At 68.3% G+C, this 20,724-nt stretch carries 14 protein-coding genes; 6 read left to right on the plus strand and 8 right to left on the minus strand.

The genetic code is table 11. The features are described from left to right. On the minus strand, positions 1-666 hold a 666-nt coding region (locus VGT80_RS11300), incomplete at its 3' end, for a glycine zipper domain-containing protein (RefSeq protein WP_327455832.1). A 242-nt stretch (positions 667-908) separates the two neighbouring features. Here VGT80_RS11300 and VGT80_RS11305 point away from each other — a divergent pair. After that, a complete protein-coding gene (locus tag VGT80_RS11305; RefSeq protein ID WP_327455834.1) occupies positions 909-1,871 on the plus strand; it encodes an acetyl-CoA carboxylase carboxyltransferase subunit alpha in 963 nt (320 codons plus the stop codon). Between the two features lie 94 nt (positions 1,872-1,965). Further along, the gene (locus tag VGT80_RS11310; RefSeq protein ID WP_327455836.1) at positions 1,966-2,970 is read left to right on the plus strand and encodes a nitronate monooxygenase family protein; all 1,005 of its coding nucleotides are present in this window, start codon (positions 1,966-1,968) and stop codon (positions 2,968-2,970) included. A 126-nt stretch (positions 2,971-3,096) separates the two neighbouring features. On the opposite strand, the gene VGT80_RS11315 is transcribed toward VGT80_RS11310, so the two are convergent. Then, positions 3,097-6,114 carry a TonB-dependent receptor domain-containing protein gene (locus VGT80_RS11315; protein ID WP_327455838.1) on the minus strand — a complete coding sequence of 1,006 codons (3,018 nt, stop codon included), beginning with the start codon at positions 6,112-6,114 and terminating at the stop codon, positions 3,097-3,099. Between the two features lie 746 nt (positions 6,115-6,860). Here VGT80_RS11315 and VGT80_RS11320 point away from each other — a divergent pair. Further along, positions 6,861-9,896 carry a TonB-dependent receptor domain-containing protein gene (locus VGT80_RS11320; RefSeq protein WP_327455840.1) on the plus strand — a complete coding sequence of 1,012 codons (3,036 nt, stop codon included), beginning with the start codon at positions 6,861-6,863 and terminating at the stop codon, positions 9,894-9,896. A 76-nt stretch (positions 9,897-9,972) separates the two neighbouring features. Here VGT80_RS11320 and VGT80_RS11325 read toward each other — a convergent pair whose 3' ends face one another. Together VGT80_RS11325 and VGT80_RS11330 are read right to left on the minus strand one after the other, a co-directional pair. Beyond that, on the minus strand, positions 9,973-10,980 hold the full coding sequence (locus VGT80_RS11325) for a threonine aldolase family protein (protein ID WP_327455842.1): 1,008 nt from the start codon (positions 10,978-10,980) through the stop codon (positions 9,973-9,975). Positions 10,981-11,045: 65 nt separating this feature from the next. Beyond that, the gene (locus VGT80_RS11330; protein ID WP_327455844.1) at positions 11,046-12,239 is read right to left on the minus strand and encodes an epoxide hydrolase; all 1,194 of its coding nucleotides are present in this window, start codon (positions 12,237-12,239) and stop codon (positions 11,046-11,048) included. A gap of 82 nt (positions 12,240-12,321) precedes the next feature. On the opposite strand from VGT80_RS11330, the gene VGT80_RS11335 reads away from it, so the two are divergent. Continuing rightward, positions 12,322-13,071 (plus strand): RDD family protein, encoded by a 750-nt coding sequence (locus VGT80_RS11335; RefSeq protein ID WP_327455846.1) that lies wholly within the window; start codon positions 12,322-12,324, stop codon positions 13,069-13,071. Here VGT80_RS11335 and VGT80_RS11340 read toward each other — a convergent pair. Next, entirely contained in the window at positions 13,058-13,654 is a 597-nt protein-coding gene (locus VGT80_RS11340) for a TetR/AcrR family transcriptional regulator (RefSeq protein WP_327455848.1), read from the minus strand. The genes VGT80_RS11335 and VGT80_RS11340 overlap by 14 nt on opposite strands. Positions 13,655-13,740: 86 nt before the next feature. Here VGT80_RS11340 and VGT80_RS11345 point away from each other — a divergent pair, with 86 nt between their 5' ends. Then, positions 13,741-15,129 (plus strand): carotenoid oxygenase family protein, encoded by a 1,389-nt coding sequence (locus tag VGT80_RS11345; RefSeq protein ID WP_327455850.1) that lies wholly within the window; start codon positions 13,741-13,743, stop codon positions 15,127-15,129. A gap of 9 nt (positions 15,130-15,138) precedes the next feature. Next, positions 15,139-16,125, plus strand: a complete 987-nt coding sequence (locus VGT80_RS11350) for an NADPH:quinone reductase (RefSeq protein ID WP_327455852.1) — start codon at positions 15,139-15,141, stop codon at positions 16,123-16,125. Between the two features lie 14 nt (positions 16,126-16,139). On the opposite strand, the gene VGT80_RS11355 is transcribed toward VGT80_RS11350, so the two are convergent. The 3 genes from VGT80_RS11355 to VGT80_RS11365 all read right to left on the minus strand — a co-directional run bounded on the left by VGT80_RS11355 (position 16,140) and on the right by VGT80_RS11365 (position 20,618). Further along, complete coding sequence (locus VGT80_RS11355; protein ID WP_327455854.1) at positions 16,140-16,325, minus strand: hypothetical protein; 186 nt, start codon at positions 16,323-16,325, stop codon at positions 16,140-16,142. A gap of 77 nt (positions 16,326-16,402) precedes the next feature. Next, positions 16,403-19,105 (minus strand): preprotein translocase subunit SecA, encoded by a 2,703-nt coding sequence (secA, locus tag VGT80_RS11360; protein WP_414693905.1) that lies wholly within the window; start codon positions 19,103-19,105, stop codon positions 16,403-16,405. A 343-nt stretch (positions 19,106-19,448) separates the two neighbouring features. Beyond that, positions 19,449-20,618: an acetyl-CoA C-acyltransferase gene (locus VGT80_RS11365; RefSeq protein ID WP_327455858.1), complete on the minus strand. Its 1,170-nt coding sequence runs from the start codon at positions 20,616-20,618 to the stop codon at positions 19,449-19,451. Positions 20,619-20,724 lie beyond the last annotated feature (106 nt).

Below are 20,724 nucleotides of genomic sequence, written 5' to 3' on the forward strand. Positions count from 1 at the left end.
CGGGGTGCGGAAGCCTTCGTCCTCCCGATAGGGGATGGTCTCGTCATAGGCGAAGTACGGACCGCGCTGGTCGCACTTGTACTGGTCGTGGGCATGGCCCACGGCCGCGCCGATGCCGGCGCCGACCACGCCGCCCAGGACCGCGCCTTCGGTGCGCCGGCCGTGCGCCGCGATGTTGGAGCCCAACAGGGCGCCGGCGATGGCGCCGATCGCGCCGGCCGGAACCGTCGAGGAATTTTCACACCTCACCGGTGGGCCCGCATAGGCGGTGTTGGCGCCGTAGTAGGGCGCCGCCGGGGCCACATAAGCCGGCGCGGGCGCGGCGTAGTAGGCCCAGTTGCGGTCGCTCCACACCGGCGCGGGGCCGTAGACGCGGACATAGGCGCCGTAGCCGTAGCGGCGGTCATAGTCGCGGCGCGCGCGGTTGTAGGCGGCCAGACGGTGCTCATACTCGGCGCGCGCGGCGGCATAGCCCTCACGCTTCTGGTCGTAGTCCGAGCGGCGCGCGTCGTAGTTGTCGCGCTGCTGCTGGTACTGCTGCTGTTGCTCCTGGTAGCGCTCCTGCGCCTCCCGGGACTCCGGCGTCTGCTGGTATTGGGCCATGGCGGGGGCGGCGGTCGCGAGCGCGAGCGTCGAAGCCATGGCGACTTTCAGGGCGATATTCATATCTCTCTCCTCGGGCGCGGCGGCGGCGTGTTCGAGGGCAGGGGCCGCGCGGTTTTGACCAAGGCGCGCCAAGACCGCCGCCTCAGCCCCCCAACAGGACGGTGCGGGCCCAGCTCGACCTCTGGCTACAGAACACCTGGGCGACGGCCAGGGTTGCACGCGACGCCCTGCCGGGGTTGTGAGCCGGGCCCATCGCGCCTAGGTTCCGCGGCTTCGCGAATTGCACAGGCGAGCCCGCCCTCATGGCTGTCCACTACCTCGAGTTCGAGCGCCCGATCGCCGATCTCGAAGCCAAGATCGAAGAGCTCTCCAAGCTCTCGGAGAACGCCGGGGGCGGGGCCTTCGACGCGGAGATCGTAGCCTTGCGGGACCGCGCCCAGACGCTGCGGCGCGAGGCCTATTCGAAGCTGGACGCCTGGCAGAAGACCCAGGTGGCCCGCCATCCCGACCGGCCGCACTTCGTCGACTATTGTGAAGCCTTGATCGAAGAATTCGTCGAGCTGCATGGCGACCGCACCTTCGGCGACGACCAGGCGGTGATCGGCGGCCTTGGCCGCTTCCGCGGCCGTCCGGTGGTGGTCATCGGCAATGAGAAGGGTCACGACACGGTCACCCGCGTGAAGCACAATTTCGGCTACGCGCGGCCCGAGGGCTACCGCAAGGCGGTGCGGCTGATGGAGCTGGCGGAGCGCTTCAACCTGCCGGTGGTCAGTTTCGTGGATATCGCCGGCGCCTACCCGGGTGTCGCCTCCGAGGAGCGGGGCGTCGCCGAGGCCATCGCGCGGTCCATGGAGAAATGCCTGCTGCTGGGCGTGCCCAACATCGCCATCATCACCGGCGAAGGCGGCTCGGGCGGGGCGATCGCCATCGCCGCGGCCAACCGGGTGCTGATCCTCGAGCACGCCATCTATTCGGTGATCACGCCGGAGGGCGCCAATTCGATCATCTGGCGCGGCGCGCGCACCCCCGCCGAGGCGGCCAAGGCCATGAAGATCACCGCCCAGGACCTGCTGGGCATGAAGATCGTCGACCGCATCATCCCCGAGCCCGCCGGCGGCGCCCACTCCGACCGTCCGGCGATCATGGCCGCGGTGGGCGAGGCCCTGGAGGAGGAGCTGAAGGCCCTCGAGGACCTTTCGCCCGAGCAGCTCAAGGCCCGCCGCTCGGAGCGCTTCTACGCCATCGGCCGCAACGGCCTGCAGTGACGGCTGCTCTCCCCGAGGGGGAGGACACGAGAAGCTTGCCTCACCTTGCGTCCGCGGGTTCAACTGGCGTCCAAACAATCGTTTGGAGGACGCCATGGCCCTGAAGACCCGCCTCACCGAGATGTTCGGCGTCGAGACCCCGATCGTCATGGGCGGCATGACCGGCGTGGGCTACGCGCCGCTGGTCGCCGCCGTCGCCAACGCGGGCGCGCTGGGCTTCATCACCGCCCACCATTCGCAATCGGCCGAGGAGCTGTTCAAGGAGATCCAGCGCTGCCGCGATCTCACCGACAAGCCGTTCGGGGTGAACCTCACCCTGCTGCCGTCGCTCAATCCGATCCCCTATGACGAGTACCGCGAGGCGATCATCGAGAGCGGGATCAAGATCGTCGAGACCGCCGGCCGCGCGCCCGTCGACCACATCGCGGCCTTCAAGGCGGCGGGCGTGAAGGTGATCCACAAATGCACCTCCGTCCGCCACTCGGTCTCGGCGGTGAAGTACGGCGTCGACGTGATCTCCATCGACGGCTTTGAGTGCGCCGGCCACCCGGGCGAGGACGACGTCGGCCTGATCGTGCTGCTGCCCGCCACGGTGGACGCCGTGGCGCCTGTCCCGGTGATCGCGTCCGGCGGCATGGCCGACGGCCGGAGCCTCGCCGCGGCGCTGGCGCTCGGCGCCGACGGCGTCAACATGGGCACGCGCTTCATGGCCACCCGCGAGTGCGCCATCCACGAGAACGTGAAGCGCAAGATCGTCGAGAACACCGAGCGCGACACCCTGCTCACCAACCGAACTCTGCGAAACACGTCGCGCGTGGCGCGCAATGCGGTCTCCGAGGAGGTGGTCGCCATCCAGCAGGACCCGACCAAGACCATCGACGACGTCCGCCACCTGGTGGCCGGCGTGCGCGGGCGCACCAATGTGATGGGCGCCGGCGACACCGACGGCGGCATCTGGACCGTCGGCCAGAGCCAGGGCCTGATCCACGACGTTCCCACCTGCGCCGAGCTTGTGCAGCGGATCGCCGGCGAGGCCGAGGCGATCATCGCCGGCCGGCTCGAGGGCATGCTCGCCCGCCGCCCGATGGCGGTCGCCTAGGCGCCGAGCCCCAAGAAACATCGGCCCGCCGGTTTGCGCCGGCGGGCCGATCACTCTCCAAGGTCACACTTCAACTCAAGCGGCCTACCTCAGGGTCGGGCGGCCGTGCGGCCGCCCGCGCCGGCGCTAGTAGCGCAGGTTGAGGCCCACGAAGTAGTAGCGGCCCACCTGATCGTAGGTGCCGATCCCGACGGTCGGGAAGGGCGGTTGCTTGTCCGTGAGGTTGTTCACGCCGGCCCGCACGGTGATGTTGCGGGGCAGCTTGTACTGAACCGTCAGGTCGTGGGTGTAGTAGTCCCCGACGCTCAGGATGCTCTGGTTCTCGATGGTCAGCGTGCGGCTGAACAGCGAGTGCTGGATGTAGTGGGTGGTCCAGGTCGTCTGGAACGGACCGTAGCTGTAGCGGAAGTTCAGCAGGTACTTCCAGCGCGCGTTGCCGATGGTGCCTTCGGAGTCGTTGAGGTCGAAGCCGGTGCCGGACACCGAGGTCTTCAGCCGCTTGGTGTGGAAGACGTTCCAGGCCACGCCGAAGGTGCCCAGGTCGCGATCCGTGCCCACGAACGGGAAGCGGTTGACGTCGCGGTTGTAGGTCAGCTCGTAGGTTTCACCGGCGAAGTTGGTGAAGCCCGCGTTGACGAAGCCCTGCTGGACCGTGGTGATCTGGCCGGTGTTGTCGCGCACGAAGCGGCCGCACACGTCGGCCGGATGGGTGGGCGAGTCGTAGCAGGTCGACAGGATCGACGTGGAGTTGAAGTTCACGATCGCCTTGGTCAGGTCGATGTGGACGTAGTCGATGGCCAGCGCCAGGCCGGGCACCCAGTGGGGCTCGATCACCAGGCCGTAGGTCCAGGAGTTGCCGAGCTCGTTCTTCAGGCCCGGGTTGCCGCTGGTGGTGACCGGGGCGGTCGCCACCTGGATGTTGGACTTGAAGCCGGCGAGCGGCGCGCCGAGCTTGGTGAAGTCGGCCTGGCAGTTCGCCGCCCGGGTCGCCGGGTTGGGGCCGGCGTGCAGGTTGGCGGCGTCGCAGGGGTCGGTCGCCGTGGCGAACGCCGAAGAGGCCGGCAGGAACAGCTCGGTGATGGCCGGGGCGCGGAAGGTCCGCGACCGGCTGGCCCGGAACGTCAGGTCGTCGATCGGCGAGTAGCGGGCGCCGTAGGACCAGGCCTCGTTCTTGCCGGCGAGCGAATTGTCCACCTTGCGGTAGGCGCCCTCGAACTCCAGCTTGCGGGCGCCCAGGAAGTTGAAGCCCGCGCCCAGGATCGGGACAAGGCTTTCCACATAGTACTCGTTGGTGTCGTAGGAGCCCGCGGCCGGGGCGATCGGCACCGAGCGGCCGATGCCGGCCTGCGACGAGGCGTCGGGCAGGAAGGTGGCCTTCTCCTCGCGGTGCTCGTAGCCGACGTTGAAGCCCCAGTCGCCGGCCGGCAGTTTCCAGATCGTACCGGTCAGGTTGGCTTCGAAATCGGTCTGCGCGTCCTTGTCGTCGCTGCGGAACGCCACCTTGATGTACTGCAGCGCCGCGGCGCTGGGCGCGCCCAGGCCGAACAGGTTGAGCGGCTGGCAGCCGTTGGTCGGGTTGGTCAGCGTGGAGCGGCAGACGATCTGGCCATTGGCCGGGTTGGTCACCGCATCGACGGCCAGCGCGAAGTTCGCCTGATTGACGCCCGGGCTGATGAAGTACGCCTTGGTCTGGCCGTGGGTCGCGCTGATGTTCCAGGTGAAGTCGCGGTCCAGCGCGTGGAAGTCGCCTTCCAGGGTCGCCACGGCGTCATAGGCCTTGGTGTTGGAGACCACCGTCGACAGCCCGACGATGTCGGTCGAGGCGCGCGCCAGGAAGAAGGTCGTCTGATTGACTGTCGGGAACAACGCCAGGGACGAGACGATGTTGGCGCGGGCTTGCGCCGTCAGGAACGGGTTGTTGATGCTCATCGACAGGTTGCCGGAAGTCCCGCCGAACAGGCCGGACTGGAAGATCGGCTGGTTGGCCGGCGCCGTGGCGTTGACGTCGGCGTAGTACAGGTTGGCGTGGAACCGGATGTTCGGCGTCAGCTCCAGGCGCGCCATGAAGTTGCCGAGCTTGCGGGTCACCGGCGTCTCGAGCGAGGTCAGGGGCGCCAGGTTCAGGCCATCGCCGCCCGAGGCGATGGAGGCCTGGAAGAATTGGCCGGGATTGTACGGCACCAGCGTGCCGTCCGGCGCGAACTGGGCCGGGATGCGGTTGGCCGGGTTGGCCGGGTCCGGAATGGTGATCAGGCGTCCCGGCGACGGCGACACGGTGATGCTGTTGGAGACGTAGGCGAGGCCGCCCTGGGTCAGCTCGGGCACGCGGCGGTTGGAGATCAGGATGGTCGCCGGGATGCCGTCGGCCGGGCCGGTGTCGGCCAGGTTGCGGGCGAAGGCGAACTGCGCCGCGGTCTCCGGGCGATCGGTCGAGACCAGGGTGCCGGTCTTGTCGTACTCGAAATCGGCGGCCAGGTTCAGCCGGCCGTCCAGGAAGTCGTGGCCGGCCGCGGCGGTGATGTGGCTGGTCCGATAGTCGCTGCGGCTGGAGATGCCGGTCTGGCCATCGACCATGAAGCCGGTGAAGCGGTCCTTGTAGATGATGTTGATGACCCCGGCGATGGCGTCGGAGCCGTAGACCGCGGCCCCGGTCGCCGGCACGGCCTCGACCCGGTCGAGGAAGGCGGTCGGCAGTTCGTTGAGGTCCACCTGGTTGCCCGGGCTGGAGCCGCTGAACAGCGACGCCGCCTGCGAGGACACGAACCGGTGGCCGTTGACCAGGGTCAGCGTGCGCTGCGAGCCCAGGTTGAACAGGTTGACGAAGTTGCGGCCCGTACCGAACGAGCCCTGCGCGCCGGCCGGCGTGATGCTGCCGCCGGTGACCGGCAGGAGGTCGATCGCCGAGGCGACGTTGGTGTAGCCCTTCTCCTGCATGTACTGGCTGTCGACCACCGACACCGGCTGGACCGCCGTGAGGTCGGGCCGCGGGATGCGCGATCCGGTGACCACCACCTCCTCGACCCCGACCGCCGTGGCGGCGGGCGCGGCGGCCTTTTGCGCCTGCGCCAGACCCGGCGCCAGCAGACATGCGCTTGCCACAGAGGTCAGCAAGGCCGCGCGAACGAACCCACTCGATGGTGTCATTGTTAGATCCCCAAGTCCCCGAGAGACGATTGTCGCCGCGCTGACAGCCCACTGCGCGCGGCGGAGGGGACGCTGTCACGCCTCAGATACATCGGCAACAAGAAGTGGTCACAATCGCGACGTGGACCGTACCGACGTTACCCAGAAGGTCACTTGTTGCGGTTTTGGCGTCACAGTTTTGGCAAAACAGGGGCAATTTTCACCCATGCGGGGCCGCGCCGGGGTCGCGCCATGCCCTCCACACCAAGCCCGCCGGCCGCAGAACGGCGCCGCTTCGTCGGGTGGCCGGCGCGACCGATGCGCCACCGTGGATAGCAGGCCCGGTCCTCCTGCAGCCCAGCTTGCGGCGGCCCGCCGGCCGGCCGAGCGCGCTCCGCAGGACATCCGGCGTGGCGGCTCCAGGCGGCGCCGACGAACGGCGTTCGAAAATCGTGAATGGAGTCCGGTGCTTGCCCAACAGCCGGCGGACGCCGTCGCCGCTGGCCGTTGCGCGGAGCGGCGGATCGAGTCGACGCGCGGCGGGCCGCGTCCGGCGATGGCCACAAATCGGCGCGCATTCGAATAACGACGTTATATGCGTAACGCCGATCGGTTCCGAAAGAAGGGTATTTTTCGCCCCGCCCGCGGCAAAACTGCGGCAGAAATGTCGCACTCGGGCGACTGCGCGGAGGGTGCGACCAAAACCCCATTTTTGTTCGGAAATCTCTCCCCCAACCGTGGCGGCACAACTTCCACTGGGGTGAGCAATGCACCAACACTTGAGACTGGGACTGGCCTGCGGCACTGCGCTCGCGGCCGTCCTGTCGATCGGCGCGCCGGCTTTCGCGCAGACGACCGGCCAACCGATCCAGACGACGACCGACGCCAAGAAGCCCGCCGACAAGGGCAACGAGGTCGGCGAACTCGTCGTCGTCGGTTCGCGTATCCGTCGCGACACCTTCAACTCCCCGTCGCCGGTGCAGATCATCACCCACGACGAAGCGACGGTCGCCGGCTTCTCGTCGACCGCCGAGTCGCTGCAGAGCACGGGCGTGACCACCGGCCAGGCGCAGATCAACAACGCCTTCGGCAACTTCGTCACCGCCGGCGGCCCCGGCGCCAACACCTTGTCGCTGCGCGGCCTCGGCGCGACCCGCACCCTGGTGCTGATCAACGGCCGACGGGTCTCCCCGGCCGGCACCCGCGGCGCGGTCGGCTCGGCCGACCTGAACGTGCTGCCCGACGCCATCATCGACCACATCGAGATCCTGAAGGACGGCGCCTCGTCGATCTACGGCTCCGACGCTATCTCCGGCGTCGTCAATGTGATCACCCGCAACCGCCTGAACGGCGAAGTCATCGAGGGTTACTACAGCAAGACCCAGCACGGCGGCGGCGATGAGGTTCACGCCTCGGTCGTGGCCGGCCGCACCAACGATCGCGGCAGCATCGAAGGGTCGTTCGAATATACCGAGCGCGGCACCCTGACGCTCGGCCAGCGCGACTGGACCCGGTGCCAGACCGACATGTTCACCGATGGCAGCGACTTCATCGATCCGCTGACCGGACGGCCGAAGTGCTACCCGATCAACGGCGTCGGCGACAACGGCGTGACCATCAATACCATCGGCACCAGCACGACGAACGGCATCGGTGCGGCCGGCACCCTGACCCCCGGGACCCTGGGCCGGTTCAACCGCTTCCGGCCGAACTCCGCGATCGTCGCCGGCATTCCCGGCTTCGAGGGCGTGGGCGGCGCCAGCGCCGGCGGCAGCCTCGGCCCGCGCGACACCTTCAGCCCGCAGATGCTCAACGAGGACATCATCTCCCCGGTGAAGGTCTATACGGGCTTCTTCCAGGGCAGCTATGACCTGCAGGCCTGGGGCAACGCCCAGGTCTATGGCGAACTGCTGATCAACGAGCGCGACTCCCGCCAGACGGGCTTCCGCCAGCTGACCCTCGACTATCCCAAGAACAGCCTGCTGATCCCCTCGACCCTGGCGTTCAGCACCGTCTCCGGTCCGCAGGCGACCACCGGGACCGACAACCTCGGCGTCCGCACCTTCGTCGGCTTCGGCAACGACCACTCCACCCAGTCGGTGGACTACTGGAAGGGCACGGCCGGCCTGCGCGGCGACATCACGCCGTTCCGGGACTGGAAGTACGACACCTATGTCTCGCTGGCCAAGTCCAGCGCCGACTACACCTTCCAGAGCTTCCTCACCGACCGCCTGACCAACGCCACCCACGTGGTGGCCGCGCCGGCCGGCTTCACCGGCCCGACGACGCTGTCGGCCAACGGCGTGAGCGTCACCTGCGCGATCAACATCACCACCCCCGGCACGGGCTGCGTGCCCGCGCCGGCGATCTCGGCGCAGGAGATCGGCGGCATCCTGCCGAGCGCCTTCCGCAACTACATCTTCGTGCCGGTGACCGGGAACACCAAGTACGATGAGAACACCTTCTCGGCGGAAGCCGACGGTCCGCTGTTCCACCTGCCGGCCGGCGACCTCAAGGCCGCCATCGGCGTGGAATACCGCACGGCCAAGATCGACGACCAGCCGGGCCAGGACAGCATCAACGGCAACCTGTTCAACCTGACCTCGGCCGCGGTGACCAAGGGCACCGACCACGTTTGGGAGGCCTATACGGAGCTGGAAGCCCCGATCATCCGCGACCAGCCGTTCATCAAGGACCTGACCCTCAGCGCGTCGGGCCGCTACACCGACTACCACTCCTACGGCTCCGACTGGACCTACAAGCTGGGCGGCGTCTGGGCCCCGACCGACTGGGTGTCCCTGCGCACCACCTATGGCACCTCGTTCCGCGCGCCTGCGCTGTTCGAACAGTTCCAGGGCGGCACGACGGGCTTCCTCTCGGGCACCCTCGATCCCTGCAACAACTTCGGCGCCGCCGGCACCAACCCGAACGTCGCCGCCAACTGCGCCAAGGAACTTCCGGGCCAGCAAGGCTTCCAGGCGACCAGCGGCATCACCGTGGTCACCGAAGGCGGCTCGGGCACCGGCCTGAAGGCCGAAACCTCGAAGAACTGGACGGCCGGGATCGTCTTCCAGCCGCACCTGCCCGACGCGTTCGGTCACATCGACCTGGCGCTCGACTACTTCGACATCGTCATCAACAACGGCGTCAGCCAGCTGGCGGCGACGACCATCCTGAACCTCTGCTACAGCGATCCCGGCTTCCGCACCGGCGGCCAGGGCTTCTGCCGGTTCGTCGCGCCGCGGGATCCGTCCAGCGCCGCCCTGACCGTGCGTCAGGACTACGTCAACATCGCCAGCTTCAAGACCAAGGGCTATGAGGCCAACCTGCGCTGGCAGGACGACCTCGGTCCGGGCACCGTCCGGGTGAACATGCAGGTCACCCGCTACATGACCCAGGCGACCAAGAACTTCACCGACCAGGACTTCACGGAGTTCAACGGCACCCTGACCCAGCCGAAGTGGGCCGGCACGGGCGACATCAACTACAAGGTGGGCGCCTGGTCGGTCGATTACGGGGTGGATTGGGTCGGCAAGCAGCAGAGCTACGACCTGCTGGGCCTGACGCCGGCCGATGGGTTCAAGCTCGACGTGCCGGACTATTTCGTCCACCGCCTGTCGGTCCAGTACAAGGCCGACAACAACCTGACCGTGACGGCCGGTATCCGGAACCTGTTCGACAAGGTCCCGCCGTTCATCTCCGGCGCCAACGGCTTCTACGATCGGGTCGGCAACGCCCCGCTCTACAGCGAGTACGACTACTACGGCCGCCGCGTGTTCGTGAACGTGAGCAAGGAATTCTAGTTCGTCTGACCGATGAGATCGGAGGGGCGGCGGCCGCGAGGCCGCCGCCCTTTTCGTTTGGGCGAAGCGCCTGGCCTCAGGCGATCTGCCTGAGGCTCTCGCCGAGCGCCTCGACGGCCTCGGCGGTGGTCGCCCAGGAGCACATGAACCGCACCGTCCCGTCGAGGAACCGGTAGGCGAACCAACCAGACGCGTGCAGCCGCTGCAGCGTCGGCTCGTCCATCTCCACGAACAGGCCGTTGGCCTCCACCGGATGGCGCACCGGAAACGGCATCAGACCCGCCAGCTTCCTGGCCATGGCGTTGGCGTGGGCCGCGTGACGCAGGAAGGCGCCGCCCTCGAGCATGCCGATGAACGGCGCCGCATAGAACCGCCCCTTGGACGGCAGCTGCCCCGCCTGCTTCAGCCGCGCGTCGAACCGCCGGGCGAGCGTGGGATCGAAGATCACCACCGCCTCGGTGGGCGGCATGCCGGCCTTGGTCCCGCCGACCACCAGGATGTCGACGCCCAGGGTCTTGATGGCCTTGAGGTCGAAGCCGGCGGCCGCCGCATTGGCCAGTCGCGCGCCATCCAGGTGGACGCCGTAGCCCTTGGCCTTCACCGGCGTCGTCAGCGCCTTCAGGGCGTCCGCCGAATAGACCGTGCCGTACTCCGTGGCGTTGGTCAGCGACAGGGCCGCGGCCGGCTGGCGGTAGGAAACATCGGGCTGGTCCAGCGCCTGCGCCAGCGCCGCTGGATCGATCTTGCCCGAGGCGCCCGGCAGGCGAGTCAGGCCAAGCCCCTGGCCAAAGAAGCCCGGCGCGCCGGTCTCATCGGTGCAGACGTGGGCGTGCTCATGGGCCAGCACCGACTCGAAGGGCCGGCAAAGCGCCGCCAGCGAGATCGAATTGGCCGCCGTGCCGGACGCCACGAAGCGGACCTCGGCGTCGGCATCCAGCATCTGCCGCACCAGATCCGCCGCCTGGGCGCTGACCTGGTCGGTCCCATAGCCGGAGGTGAATCCCTCGTTGGCCGCGATCAGCGCCTTTAGCGCCTCGGGCGTCGCGGGGGCGGTGTTGTCGGAGGCGAAGTCGTATCGGGCCATGGCCCGGCTTTTACGGATAAGCTCTGTTCCGGCAAAGTCCTTCTCCCGCAGCCATCGAGAAGGACTCAGGCCGGCTCCACCTCTGGCTTCGAAGCTGTCGCGCCTGCCCCGGCCGTCTCGCGCCCCCACGCCCGCAGGTCGTCCACGAACAGATCCGGCTCCTCCAGGGCCGCGAAATGGCCGCCCCGGGCCATCTCGGTCCAGCGGGTGATGTTGTAGGCCCGCTCCGCCCAGCTCCTGGGCGGGGCGGTATAGAGCGGCTCGCCGGGGAAGTTGGCGAAGGCGGTCGGCGTCTCGCAGCGCTCACCTTCCTGGAAGGCGACGCCGCCTTCCTCGACGAGGCCGCGGTAGTACCAGGCGCCGGTCGCGAAGCTGTCGGTCATCACGTAGAGCATGATGTTGGTCAGCAGCCGGTCCTTCGGGTGCGCCTCGTCCAGCGTCTTCTCGCGCAGGTCCGACCAGTCGTGGAAGCGCTCGGCGATCCAGGCCGCCTGGCCCACCGGATTGCCGGCCCCCAGCCAGGCCAGCGACTGCGGCTTGGAGACCTGCAGGCGGAAATAGGCGCCCATCACATCCATCATCCCCTGCTGGCGCTGGATCCAGGCGGTCTCCGCCTCGCTCTTCGGCCCGCCATGCGGGCGGAAGGCCATCATGTTCAGGTGCAGCGCCTTGGCGTGCGCTCCGTGGTCCCGGCCGAGCCAGGAGGTGACCAGCGCCCCCCAGTCGCCGCCCTGGGCCAGATAGGTCTCGTAGCCCAGCACCTTGGTCATCAGGGCGTTGAACAGCCGCGCGGTGGTGCGCTGGCCCACCGGGCGCTTCGGCTTCGAGGAATAGCCGAACCCCGGCAAGGTCGGGATCACCAGGTCGAAGGCGTCCTCCGTGCGGCCGCCGAACAGCGAGGGGAAGGCGAGCTTCTCGATCACGCCCCAGAACTCGTAGTGCGAGCCGGGCCAGCCGTGGGTCAGGATCAGCGGCCGCTGGCCGCCCGCCTCGCCGACCACGTGGACGAAGTGGATGTCGAAGTCCTCGATCTTCGCGGTGAACTGCGGGAAGCGGTTGAGGTCGGCCACGGCCGCCTTCCAGTCGTAGGTCTGCGTCCAGTGTTCACAGAGACCCTTGAGGTAACTCCCGTCGCAGCCATAGGCCCAGCCGTCCGGGGCGTCCGGCTGCGGCGGCCACGGGTAATCGCCGACCTGGTCCAGCACCTTGCGGACCTTGGACTTCTTCCAGTGGACCTCGAACGGATGCGGCTTCGACATGGCGACCCCCTCCTGGGCGTCTGAGAACCCTCGACGTATGACGCAGGGACGGTCAAGCTGCGGTTGGGGCAGGGGACATCCGATGACCGACACCGAGCAGGGCATGCGCTCGCGCGATCTCTTCTGGCGCAGGCTGGGCGCCGGAGCCGTCGACATCGCGCTGCTGGCGGCCGCGGCGAGCCTGGCCGCAGTGGTGCTCTACGGCGCCAGCGGCGGCAAGCTGCGCTCCACGGCCTTCCTCAAGACCACCCACTGCCAGGCCGTGCAGGGGATCTCGATCAAGGTCGTGCAGGGCATCCCGATTCCGCGCGCCGCCCGGCCGGTGGCGGCCCAGCTCTGCACGATCGACATGGCCGGCTTCGAGACCAGCCGCTACGTGACCGTCATGCTGCAGGCCCAGGAGGGCGAGGTGGTCCGCTCGCTCGCCTTCAGCCGCCCGGTGGACCGCCAGGGCCTGCCGATGCAGCCGATCATCCTCGACTGGACCTATCCCTTCGCCTTCATCGTGATCATGAGCCTCGCCGAGACCTGGTTCGGCGCGACGCTGGGCAAGCGGGCCTTCGGGCTGAAGGTCGTGGCCTTTGACGGCGCCGGCCGGTTGCCGCTCGGCCGGGCGCTGTTGCGCAACCTGGTGATCTACGGCGGGGCGACGCTGGTGCTGGTGGCCCCGCTGGTCATCGCGCTCGCCGGCCTGCGGCTGCCGCAGCTCGCCTACTATGGCGCCGTCGGCGTGTTTGGGCTCCTGGTCCTGGCGCCCATCGCCATGCTGGCCGAGGCCGCGCCGCGCGCGCTCTACGACCGCTGGGCCGGGGCGGAGGTCATCCGGGCCTGAGCCCCTTGCCCATGGCGGTGTTCATGCTGCGCGCGAGATCGCGGGCCACGCCCTTGGGCAGCTTGCCCGCCAGCTCCAGCACCACGGCCCCGTGGGCCGCGGCCCAGAACATCATGCCGATTTGCTCGGGATCTCCGGCCAGGCTGCCGTCGGCCACCAGGTCCTCGACGTAGGCGCTCATGGTGGTCCGGGCCCGCCGGCCCGCCGCCACCAGCTCAGGATAGTCGCCCTCGTGCGGCTGGTTCAGGTCGAACATCAGCTTGTAGGTGTGCGGGTGTTCCAGGGCGAAGTTCAGATAGGCCTCGCCCACCGCGGCGCCCTTGGCGCGGGCCCCCTTGCCCGCGTCGCGGGCCTTTTCCAGCGCCTCGGCGAAGCGGTTGAAGCCGTTGGTGCGCACCGCGGCCAGGATGTCGTCCTTGTCGCGGAAGTAGCGGTACGGGGTCATCGGCGACACGCCCAGCTCGGCCGCCAGCTGGCGCATGGTCACCGCGTCCGGCCCATGCTCGGCGAACAGCCGTTCAGCCGCCTCGCACAGGCGCTCGCGGAAGTCGGCCACATCGGCTTCGGAGAGGACGCGGGGCATGCCTGACGCTTCTTACAAGAAAGCTCTTGCGCAGGCCTAACTCTTACGACATAAATTTACAACGTAAGTTTCAAGGGAGCTCCGCCATGGACGGCGACGTGCGCATCAATCCCTACCTGGCCGGCAACTTCGCCCCGGTCCGCAGCGAGGACGACTTCGACCTGGAGGTCGCCGGCGAGATCCCCGCGGCCCTGCGCGGCGCCCTGTTCCGCATCGGGCCCAATCCGCAGTTCGAGCCGCGCGATCCCAACCACCACTGGTTCGTCGGCGACGGCATGGTGCACGGCTTCTACCTGGCGGACGGCAAGGCCCGATATCGCAACCGCTACGTCCGCACGCCCAAGTGGGAGACCGAGCACGAGGCCGGTCGCTCGCTGTTCGCCGGCTTCAACCCCATGCTCAGCGACCCCTCGGTGGCCGGCAAGGACTCCGGCGTGGCCAACACCAACATCGTCTGGCACGCCGGGCGGCTGATGGCGCTGGAGGAGGGCCACAAGCCCTTCGCGATGGATCCCCGCGACCTCGGCTCCAAGGGCTATGTCGAGGCCTACCGGGGCCGCGTCACCGCCCACCCGAAGATCGACCCCGCCACGGGCGAGATGCTCTGGTTCGGCTACGGCGTCGGCGACATGCCGCTCTCGGCCGGCATGAGCTATGGCGTGACCGCCGCTGACGGCCAGGTGGTGCGCCGCCAGGATTTCCAGGCGCCCTATTCCTCCATGGTCCACGACTTCATGGTCACCCAGAACCACGTCCTGTTCCCGGTCCTGCCGCTGACCGGCAGCCTGGAGCGGGCGATGACCGGGCGGCCGGCCTTCGCCTGGGAGCCGGAGAAAGGCAGCTTCGTGGGCGTCATGCGCCGCGACGCCGACGTCTCGACGATCCGCTGGTTCAACACCGAGGCCTGCTACGTCTTCCACCCGCTGAACGCCTGGGAAGAGGGCGACAAGCTCTATGCCGACGTCATGCGCTACGACGTGGCCCCGCTGTTCCCCAACCCCGACGGCTCGGCCGGCGCCAGGTCCGCGGCGCGGCTGGTGCGCTGGACCTTCGACCTCGCCGGCGCCTCGGATGCGATCAAGGAGGAGCCGCTGGATGATCTCGACGGCGAATTCCCCCGCGTCGATCCCCGCGTCGAGACCCGCAAGCACCGCCACGGCTGGTACGCCGCCGATCCGGGCGGCGCCCAGACCATCCGCCAGAGCGCCATCGCCCACCTCGATTTTCAGACCGGCAAGCGCGAGCTCTACGCGCTGGACGGCGGCGACCAGACGTCCGAGCCGGTCTTCGTGCCCCGTGCGCCCGACGCCGCCGAGGGCGATGGCTGGGTCACCGCGGTGGTCTGGCGGGCCGGCGAGGACCGCTCCGACCTGCTGATCTTCGAGGGCCTCGACATCGCCAAGGGCCCCATCGCGGTCGCCAAGGTCCCCCGTCGCGTCCCCTTCGGCTTCCACGGCAACTGGGCGTCGTTCTAGACTGGGCTCATGAAAGCCGTCTGGTACGACCGCACCGGCCCCGCGCGCGAGGTCTTCCAGTACGGCGATCTGCCCGATCCGCAGGCCGGCCGCGGCCAGGTGCTGATCCGCGTGAAGGCGTCCGGCGTCAACCCGGCCGACACCTATCTGCGCGGCGGGGCGCTGGCCCCCATGGCCTATCGGCGCGTGATCCCCAACAGCGACGGGGCGGGCGTCGTCGAAGCGGTGGGGCCCGGCGTCGAGGAGACGGTGTGGCTGGGCAAGCGGGTGTGGTTCTACAACGGCCAGCGCAACGGCCGCGCCTTCGGCTCCGCCGCCGAGCTCATCGAGCTCGACACGGACCTGCTGAGCGTCCTGCCCGACCAGGTTTCCTTCGCCGAGGGCGCGACCCTGGGCATTCCGTGCATGACCGCCCACCGCAGCGTCTTCATGAACGGCGCGGTGCAGGGCCAGGTGGTGCTGGTCACCGGCGGGGCCGGCGCGGTCGGCCACTACGCCGTGCAGCTCGCCAAATGGGCCGGGGCGACGGTGATCGCCACGGTCTCATCCGCCGAGAAGGCCGCCCGCGCCCGAGCCGGCGGCGCCGACCATGCGATCGACTACACGACCGAAGACGTGGCCGCCCGCGTGCGCGAGATCACCGGCGGCGAAGGGGTCCATCACGCCGTCGAGGTCGACCTCGGCGGCAATCTCGAGACCACGCTCAAATGCATCCGCCAGAACGGCTCGCTCGCTTACTACGCCAGCCGCGGCGATCCGACGCCCACCTTGGTGGTCGGAAACGCCATGCGGCTCAACCTGGCGATCACCGGGGTCTATCTGCCGGTCAGTCCGCACCCGGCGCGCCGCCGCGCCCAGGCCGACATCACCCGCTGGATCGGCTCCGGCGCGCGGATGCTCAGCGTGGCCGGCCGGTTTCCGCTCAAGGCGTGCGCCGCCGCCCATGAGGCCGTGGAGGCCGGCGGCAAGGTCGGTACGGTGGTGGTGGAACCCTAGCTCGCGGCCCCGGGTTAGTCGCCGCACTCGATCTCGTCGACCAGCCGCGCGCCGCTCCAGAGCTCGACGGCGGGCGTGCCCTCTTCGCACAGCTCGTCCTTGGCCTCGGCCTTGGCGGCGTGGTCGTCCGGCGCCTCGATCCAGGCGGCCGCCTGGATGTGGCGGCGATGGTCGACGCGGTAAGCGCGATAGGTCGGCATTGGCGAAAGCTCCACCCGAAGTCTCGGTGGAACGGTCAAGTCGGAACCCGGTTGCCGATTGATCAAATGAGAAGTCGTCAGACCAGGGCGCCGTGGCAGTGCTTGAACTTGCGGCCCGAGCCGCAGGGACATGGCGCATTGCGGCCGGTCTGTTCCCAGCCGGCGGGCAGGGCGCTGATCGGCAGGGCGGCGCGCTCGTCGGAGGGCACGCTGTCGGGCAGGAACCCGCGCTCCGCCTCGTTCTCGCCGGTCATCGGGTTCATGTGCACTTCGAACATCTGACCGGCGGGCGCCGGCGGCGGCTCCTCGAACTGGAACTCGATGGTCATCAGCCAGCGGGTGACTTCCTGGCGCAGGTCGACGAGCAGCTTCTCGAACAGCGAGAAGGCCTCGGTCTTGTACTCGTTCAAGGGGTCGCGCTGGCCGTAGCCGCGCAGGCCGATGACGTTGCGCAGGTGGTCGAGGTGCATCAGGTGCTCGCGCCACTGCGTGTCGATCATCTGTAAGAGGAAGCTCTTCTCGATGTTGCGCATGTGGTCGCCGACCAGGGTCTCGCGTTCGGCGGCGCGGGCCTCGGCGGCCTTGGCGATGCGCTCCTCGATCTCCTCGTTGGCGATGCCGTCCTCGGCCGCCCAGGCCGCGATCGGCAGGTCCAGGCCCAGGTAGTCGTGAACGTGGTTGGTCAGGCCCTCGACGTCCCACTGCTCGGCATAGGCCTTGGGCGGCAGGTGGCGGCTGACCAGGTCCTCGATGGTGTCGCGCCGCATCTCGCCGATCACGTCGGAAATGTCGGGCGAGCCCATGAACTCCGCGCGCTGTTCGAACACCGCCTTGCGCTGGTCGTTCACGACGTCGTCGTACTTCAAGAGGTTCTTGCGGATCTCGTAGTTGCGCTGCTCGACCTTCTTCTGGGCGGTGGCGATGGCCGAGTTCAGCCACTTGTGGGTGATCGCCTCGCCTTCCTGGACCCCGAAGGAGCGCATGATCGCGTCCAGCCGCTCGCCGGCGAAGATACGCAGCAGGTCGTCTTCGCAGGACAGGTAGAACTTCGAGTGGCCGGGGTCGCCCTGGCGGCCGGTCCGGCCGCGCAGCTGGTTGTCGATGCGCCGGCTCTCGTGGCGCTCGGTGCCCAGCACGAACAGGCCGCCGGCGGCCAGCGCCTGCTCCTTGGCTTCCTTGATCTGCGCCTCGATGTCGGCCCGGTGCTCGGCCGCCATCTCCGGCGTCACCTCGACGCCCTCGGCGATCTTTTCCTCGCGCCAGCTCAGCACCTTCATGTCGACGTTGCCACCGAGCTGGATGTCGGTGCCGCGGCCGGCCATGTTGGTGGCGATAGTCACCGCGCCGGGCACCCCGGCGTCGGCCACGATCATGGCCTCCTGCTCGTGATAGCGGGCGTTCAGCACATTGTGCGGGATGCCGGTCTTCTTCTTGCCATCCACCTCGAAGACGTGGGCGTTGAGGATTTCCGACAGCTGCTCGGACTTCTCGATCGACACCGTGCCCACCAGGATCGGCTGGCCGCGGCGATAGCAGTCCTCGATCTGGGTGACGATCGCCGCGTTCTTCTCCGCGGCCGTGCGATAGACCTCGTCGTCGTCGTCGACCCGGATGACCGGGCGGTTGGTCGGGATCTCGACCACTTCCATCTTGTAGATGTCGAAGAATTCCTGGGCCTCGGTCGCCGCCGTGCCGGTCATGCCGGACAGCTTTCCGTAGAGGCGGAAGTAGTTCTGGATGGTCACCGAGGCGAGTGTCTGGTTCTCGGGCTGGACGACCACGCCTTCCTTGGCCTCGATCGCCTGGTGCAGGCCTTCCGAGAGCCGGCGGCCATGCATCATGCGGCCGGTGAACTCGTCGATCAGCATCACCTCGCCGGCCCGGACGATGTAGTCCTTGTCTTTCAGGTAGAGCACGTTGGCGCGCAACGCCTGGTTCACGTGGTGCACCACGCTGACGTTGGCCGCGTCGTAGAGCCCGGCGGAATCCTCGGCCAGGTGGCCGCCCGCCATCAGGGTCTCCTCGATGACCTCGGCGCCCTCCTCGGTGAGCATCGCCTGCTTCTGCTTCTCGTCGTGCTCGAAGCTGGTCGGATCCTTGATCAGCTCCTTCACCACCGCGTCGATGGTCCGGTAGAACTCGCTGCGGTCCTCGGTGGGGCCCGAGATGATCAAGGGCGTGCGCGCCTCGTCGATCAGGATCGAGTCGACCTCGTCGACGATCGCGAAGTTGTGGCCCCGCTGGACCATCTCGCCGGCGTCATAGACCAGGTTGTCGCGCAGGTAGTCGAAGCCGAACTCGTTGTTGGTGCCATAGGTGATGTCGGCGTTGTAGGCCGCCTGCCGCTGGCCCTGGCTCAGCCCGTGGACGATGACGCCCACCTCCATCCCTAAGAACCGGTAGACCTGGCCCATCCACTCGGCGTCGCGTTGCGCCAGGTAGTCGTTGACCGTGATCAGGTGCACGCCCTTGCCGGCCAGCGCATTCAGATAGACCGGGGCGGTGGCCACCAGGGTCTTGCCTTCGCCGGTCCGCATCTCGGCGATGCCGCCCTGGTGCAGCACCATGCCGCCCACCAGCTGCACGTCGTAGTGCCGTTGGCCGAGCGTCCGCTTGGCCGCTTCGCGCACCACCGCGAAGGCCTCTTCCAGGAGGTCGTCCAGGGTCTCGCCCTTGGCGAAGCGGTCGCGGAATTCCTCGGTCTTGGCGCGCAGCTGCTCGTTGGTGAGCGCCTCGATCGCGGGTTCCAGGTCGTTGATCTTGGCGACACGCGCCAACATCGTCTTGACCTTGCGGTCGTTGGTGGAGCCGAAGAACCGTTCGAAGATGCTCAAAGGGGGAAGTCCAATTGCATGGGCGGCGGCGCTATAGGCCGGAAAAACCGCTCATTTTGAGGGCGCGCGAGACTTAAGCAGCACCCCCCCCGGTGTCAACGCGAGCCACGCGCCGCGCACCACCATTTAAGCCGCTCATTTGCCTCCCCCGTTCAACGGGGGAGGGGGACCGCCCGCCGTAGAGCGGGTGGTGGAAGGGGCGAGTCCGGATGCGGCGCGAGCGGCCGCCCCCTCCGTCTCGCCCTCTGCGGGGCGATCCACCTCCCCCGTAAACGGAGGAGGCAAAGGGTCAGAACACCTCGAACAGACCGGCCCCGCCCATCCCCGTGCCGATGCACATGGAGACCATCACGTTCTTGGCGCCGCGGCGCTTGCCTTCCTGCAGCACGTGGCCCGCGAGCCTGGCGCCGGTCATCCCATAGGGGTGGCCGATGGCGATCGAGCCGCCGTTGACGTTGTAGATCTCCGGATCGATGCCCAGGGTGTCGCGCGAATAGAGGCACTGCGAGGCGAAGGCCTCGTTCAGCTCCCACAGGTCGATGTCGCTGACCTTCAGGCCGTGGCGCTCTAGCAGCCTGGGCACCGCGAACACCGGGCCGATGCCCATCTCGTCCGGCTCGCAGCCGGCCACCGCCCAGCCCTTGAACACGCCCATCGGCTCCAGGCCGCGGCGCTCGGCTTCCTTGGCTTCCATGATCACCACCGCCGCCGCCCCGTCCGACAGCTGGCTGGCGTTGCCGGCGGTGACGTACTTGCCCTCGCCCTTCACCGGCTGCAGCTTGGCCAGGCCTTCCATCGTGGTGTCGGGCCGGTTGCACTCGTCGCGGTCGACCACATAGTCGACGATCTTCTCCTCGCCGGTTTCCTTGTTGACCTGCTTCATCTTGGTGTTCATCGGGACGATCTCGTCGCGGAACTTGCCGGCCTGCTGGGCCGCCGCCATCCGCCGCTGGCTCTCCAGCGCATATTCGTCCTGGTATTCGCGGCTCACCTTGTAGCGCTCGGCCACCACGTCGGCGGTGTCGATCATCGGCATGTTGAAGGCCGAGTACATCTCGAGCAGGTGCGGGTCGCTGTTGGCCGGGTCGCCGCGGCCGGGCGGGAAGGTGATGCTCTCCACGCCGCCGGCCACCACCACATCGGCGCCGTCGTTGCGGACATAGTTGGCAGCCGCTGCGATGGCGTTCAGGCCCGAGGAGCAGAAGCGGTTGATGGTCACGCCCGAGGTGGTCACCGGCAGGCCCGCGAGCAGCGCCGCCTGGCGCGCCGGGTCGCCGTTGGGATGCACCACATTGCCCAGGAACACGTCCTCGACGGCGTCCTTCTCGACGCCGGACTTGCCGACCGCGTGCTTGATGGCGTGAGCGGCCATGCTCATCACCGGGGTCATGTTGAATCCGCCGCGGCCAGACTTGGCCAGACCGGTCCGGGCATAGGAAACGATGACGGCTTCGCGCATGGAAATGATCCTCCCAACAGAAATATCTGGCGGCCTTAACCGGGCCTTTTGAACGCTCGCGGCAACCTTTGCATCGCACGGCGTAAATGGCTAGGGACGGGCGGCG

This window comes from Phenylobacterium sp., assembly GCF_035944335.1.
Classification (GTDB): domain Bacteria; phylum Pseudomonadota; class Alphaproteobacteria; order Caulobacterales; family Caulobacteraceae; genus Phenylobacterium.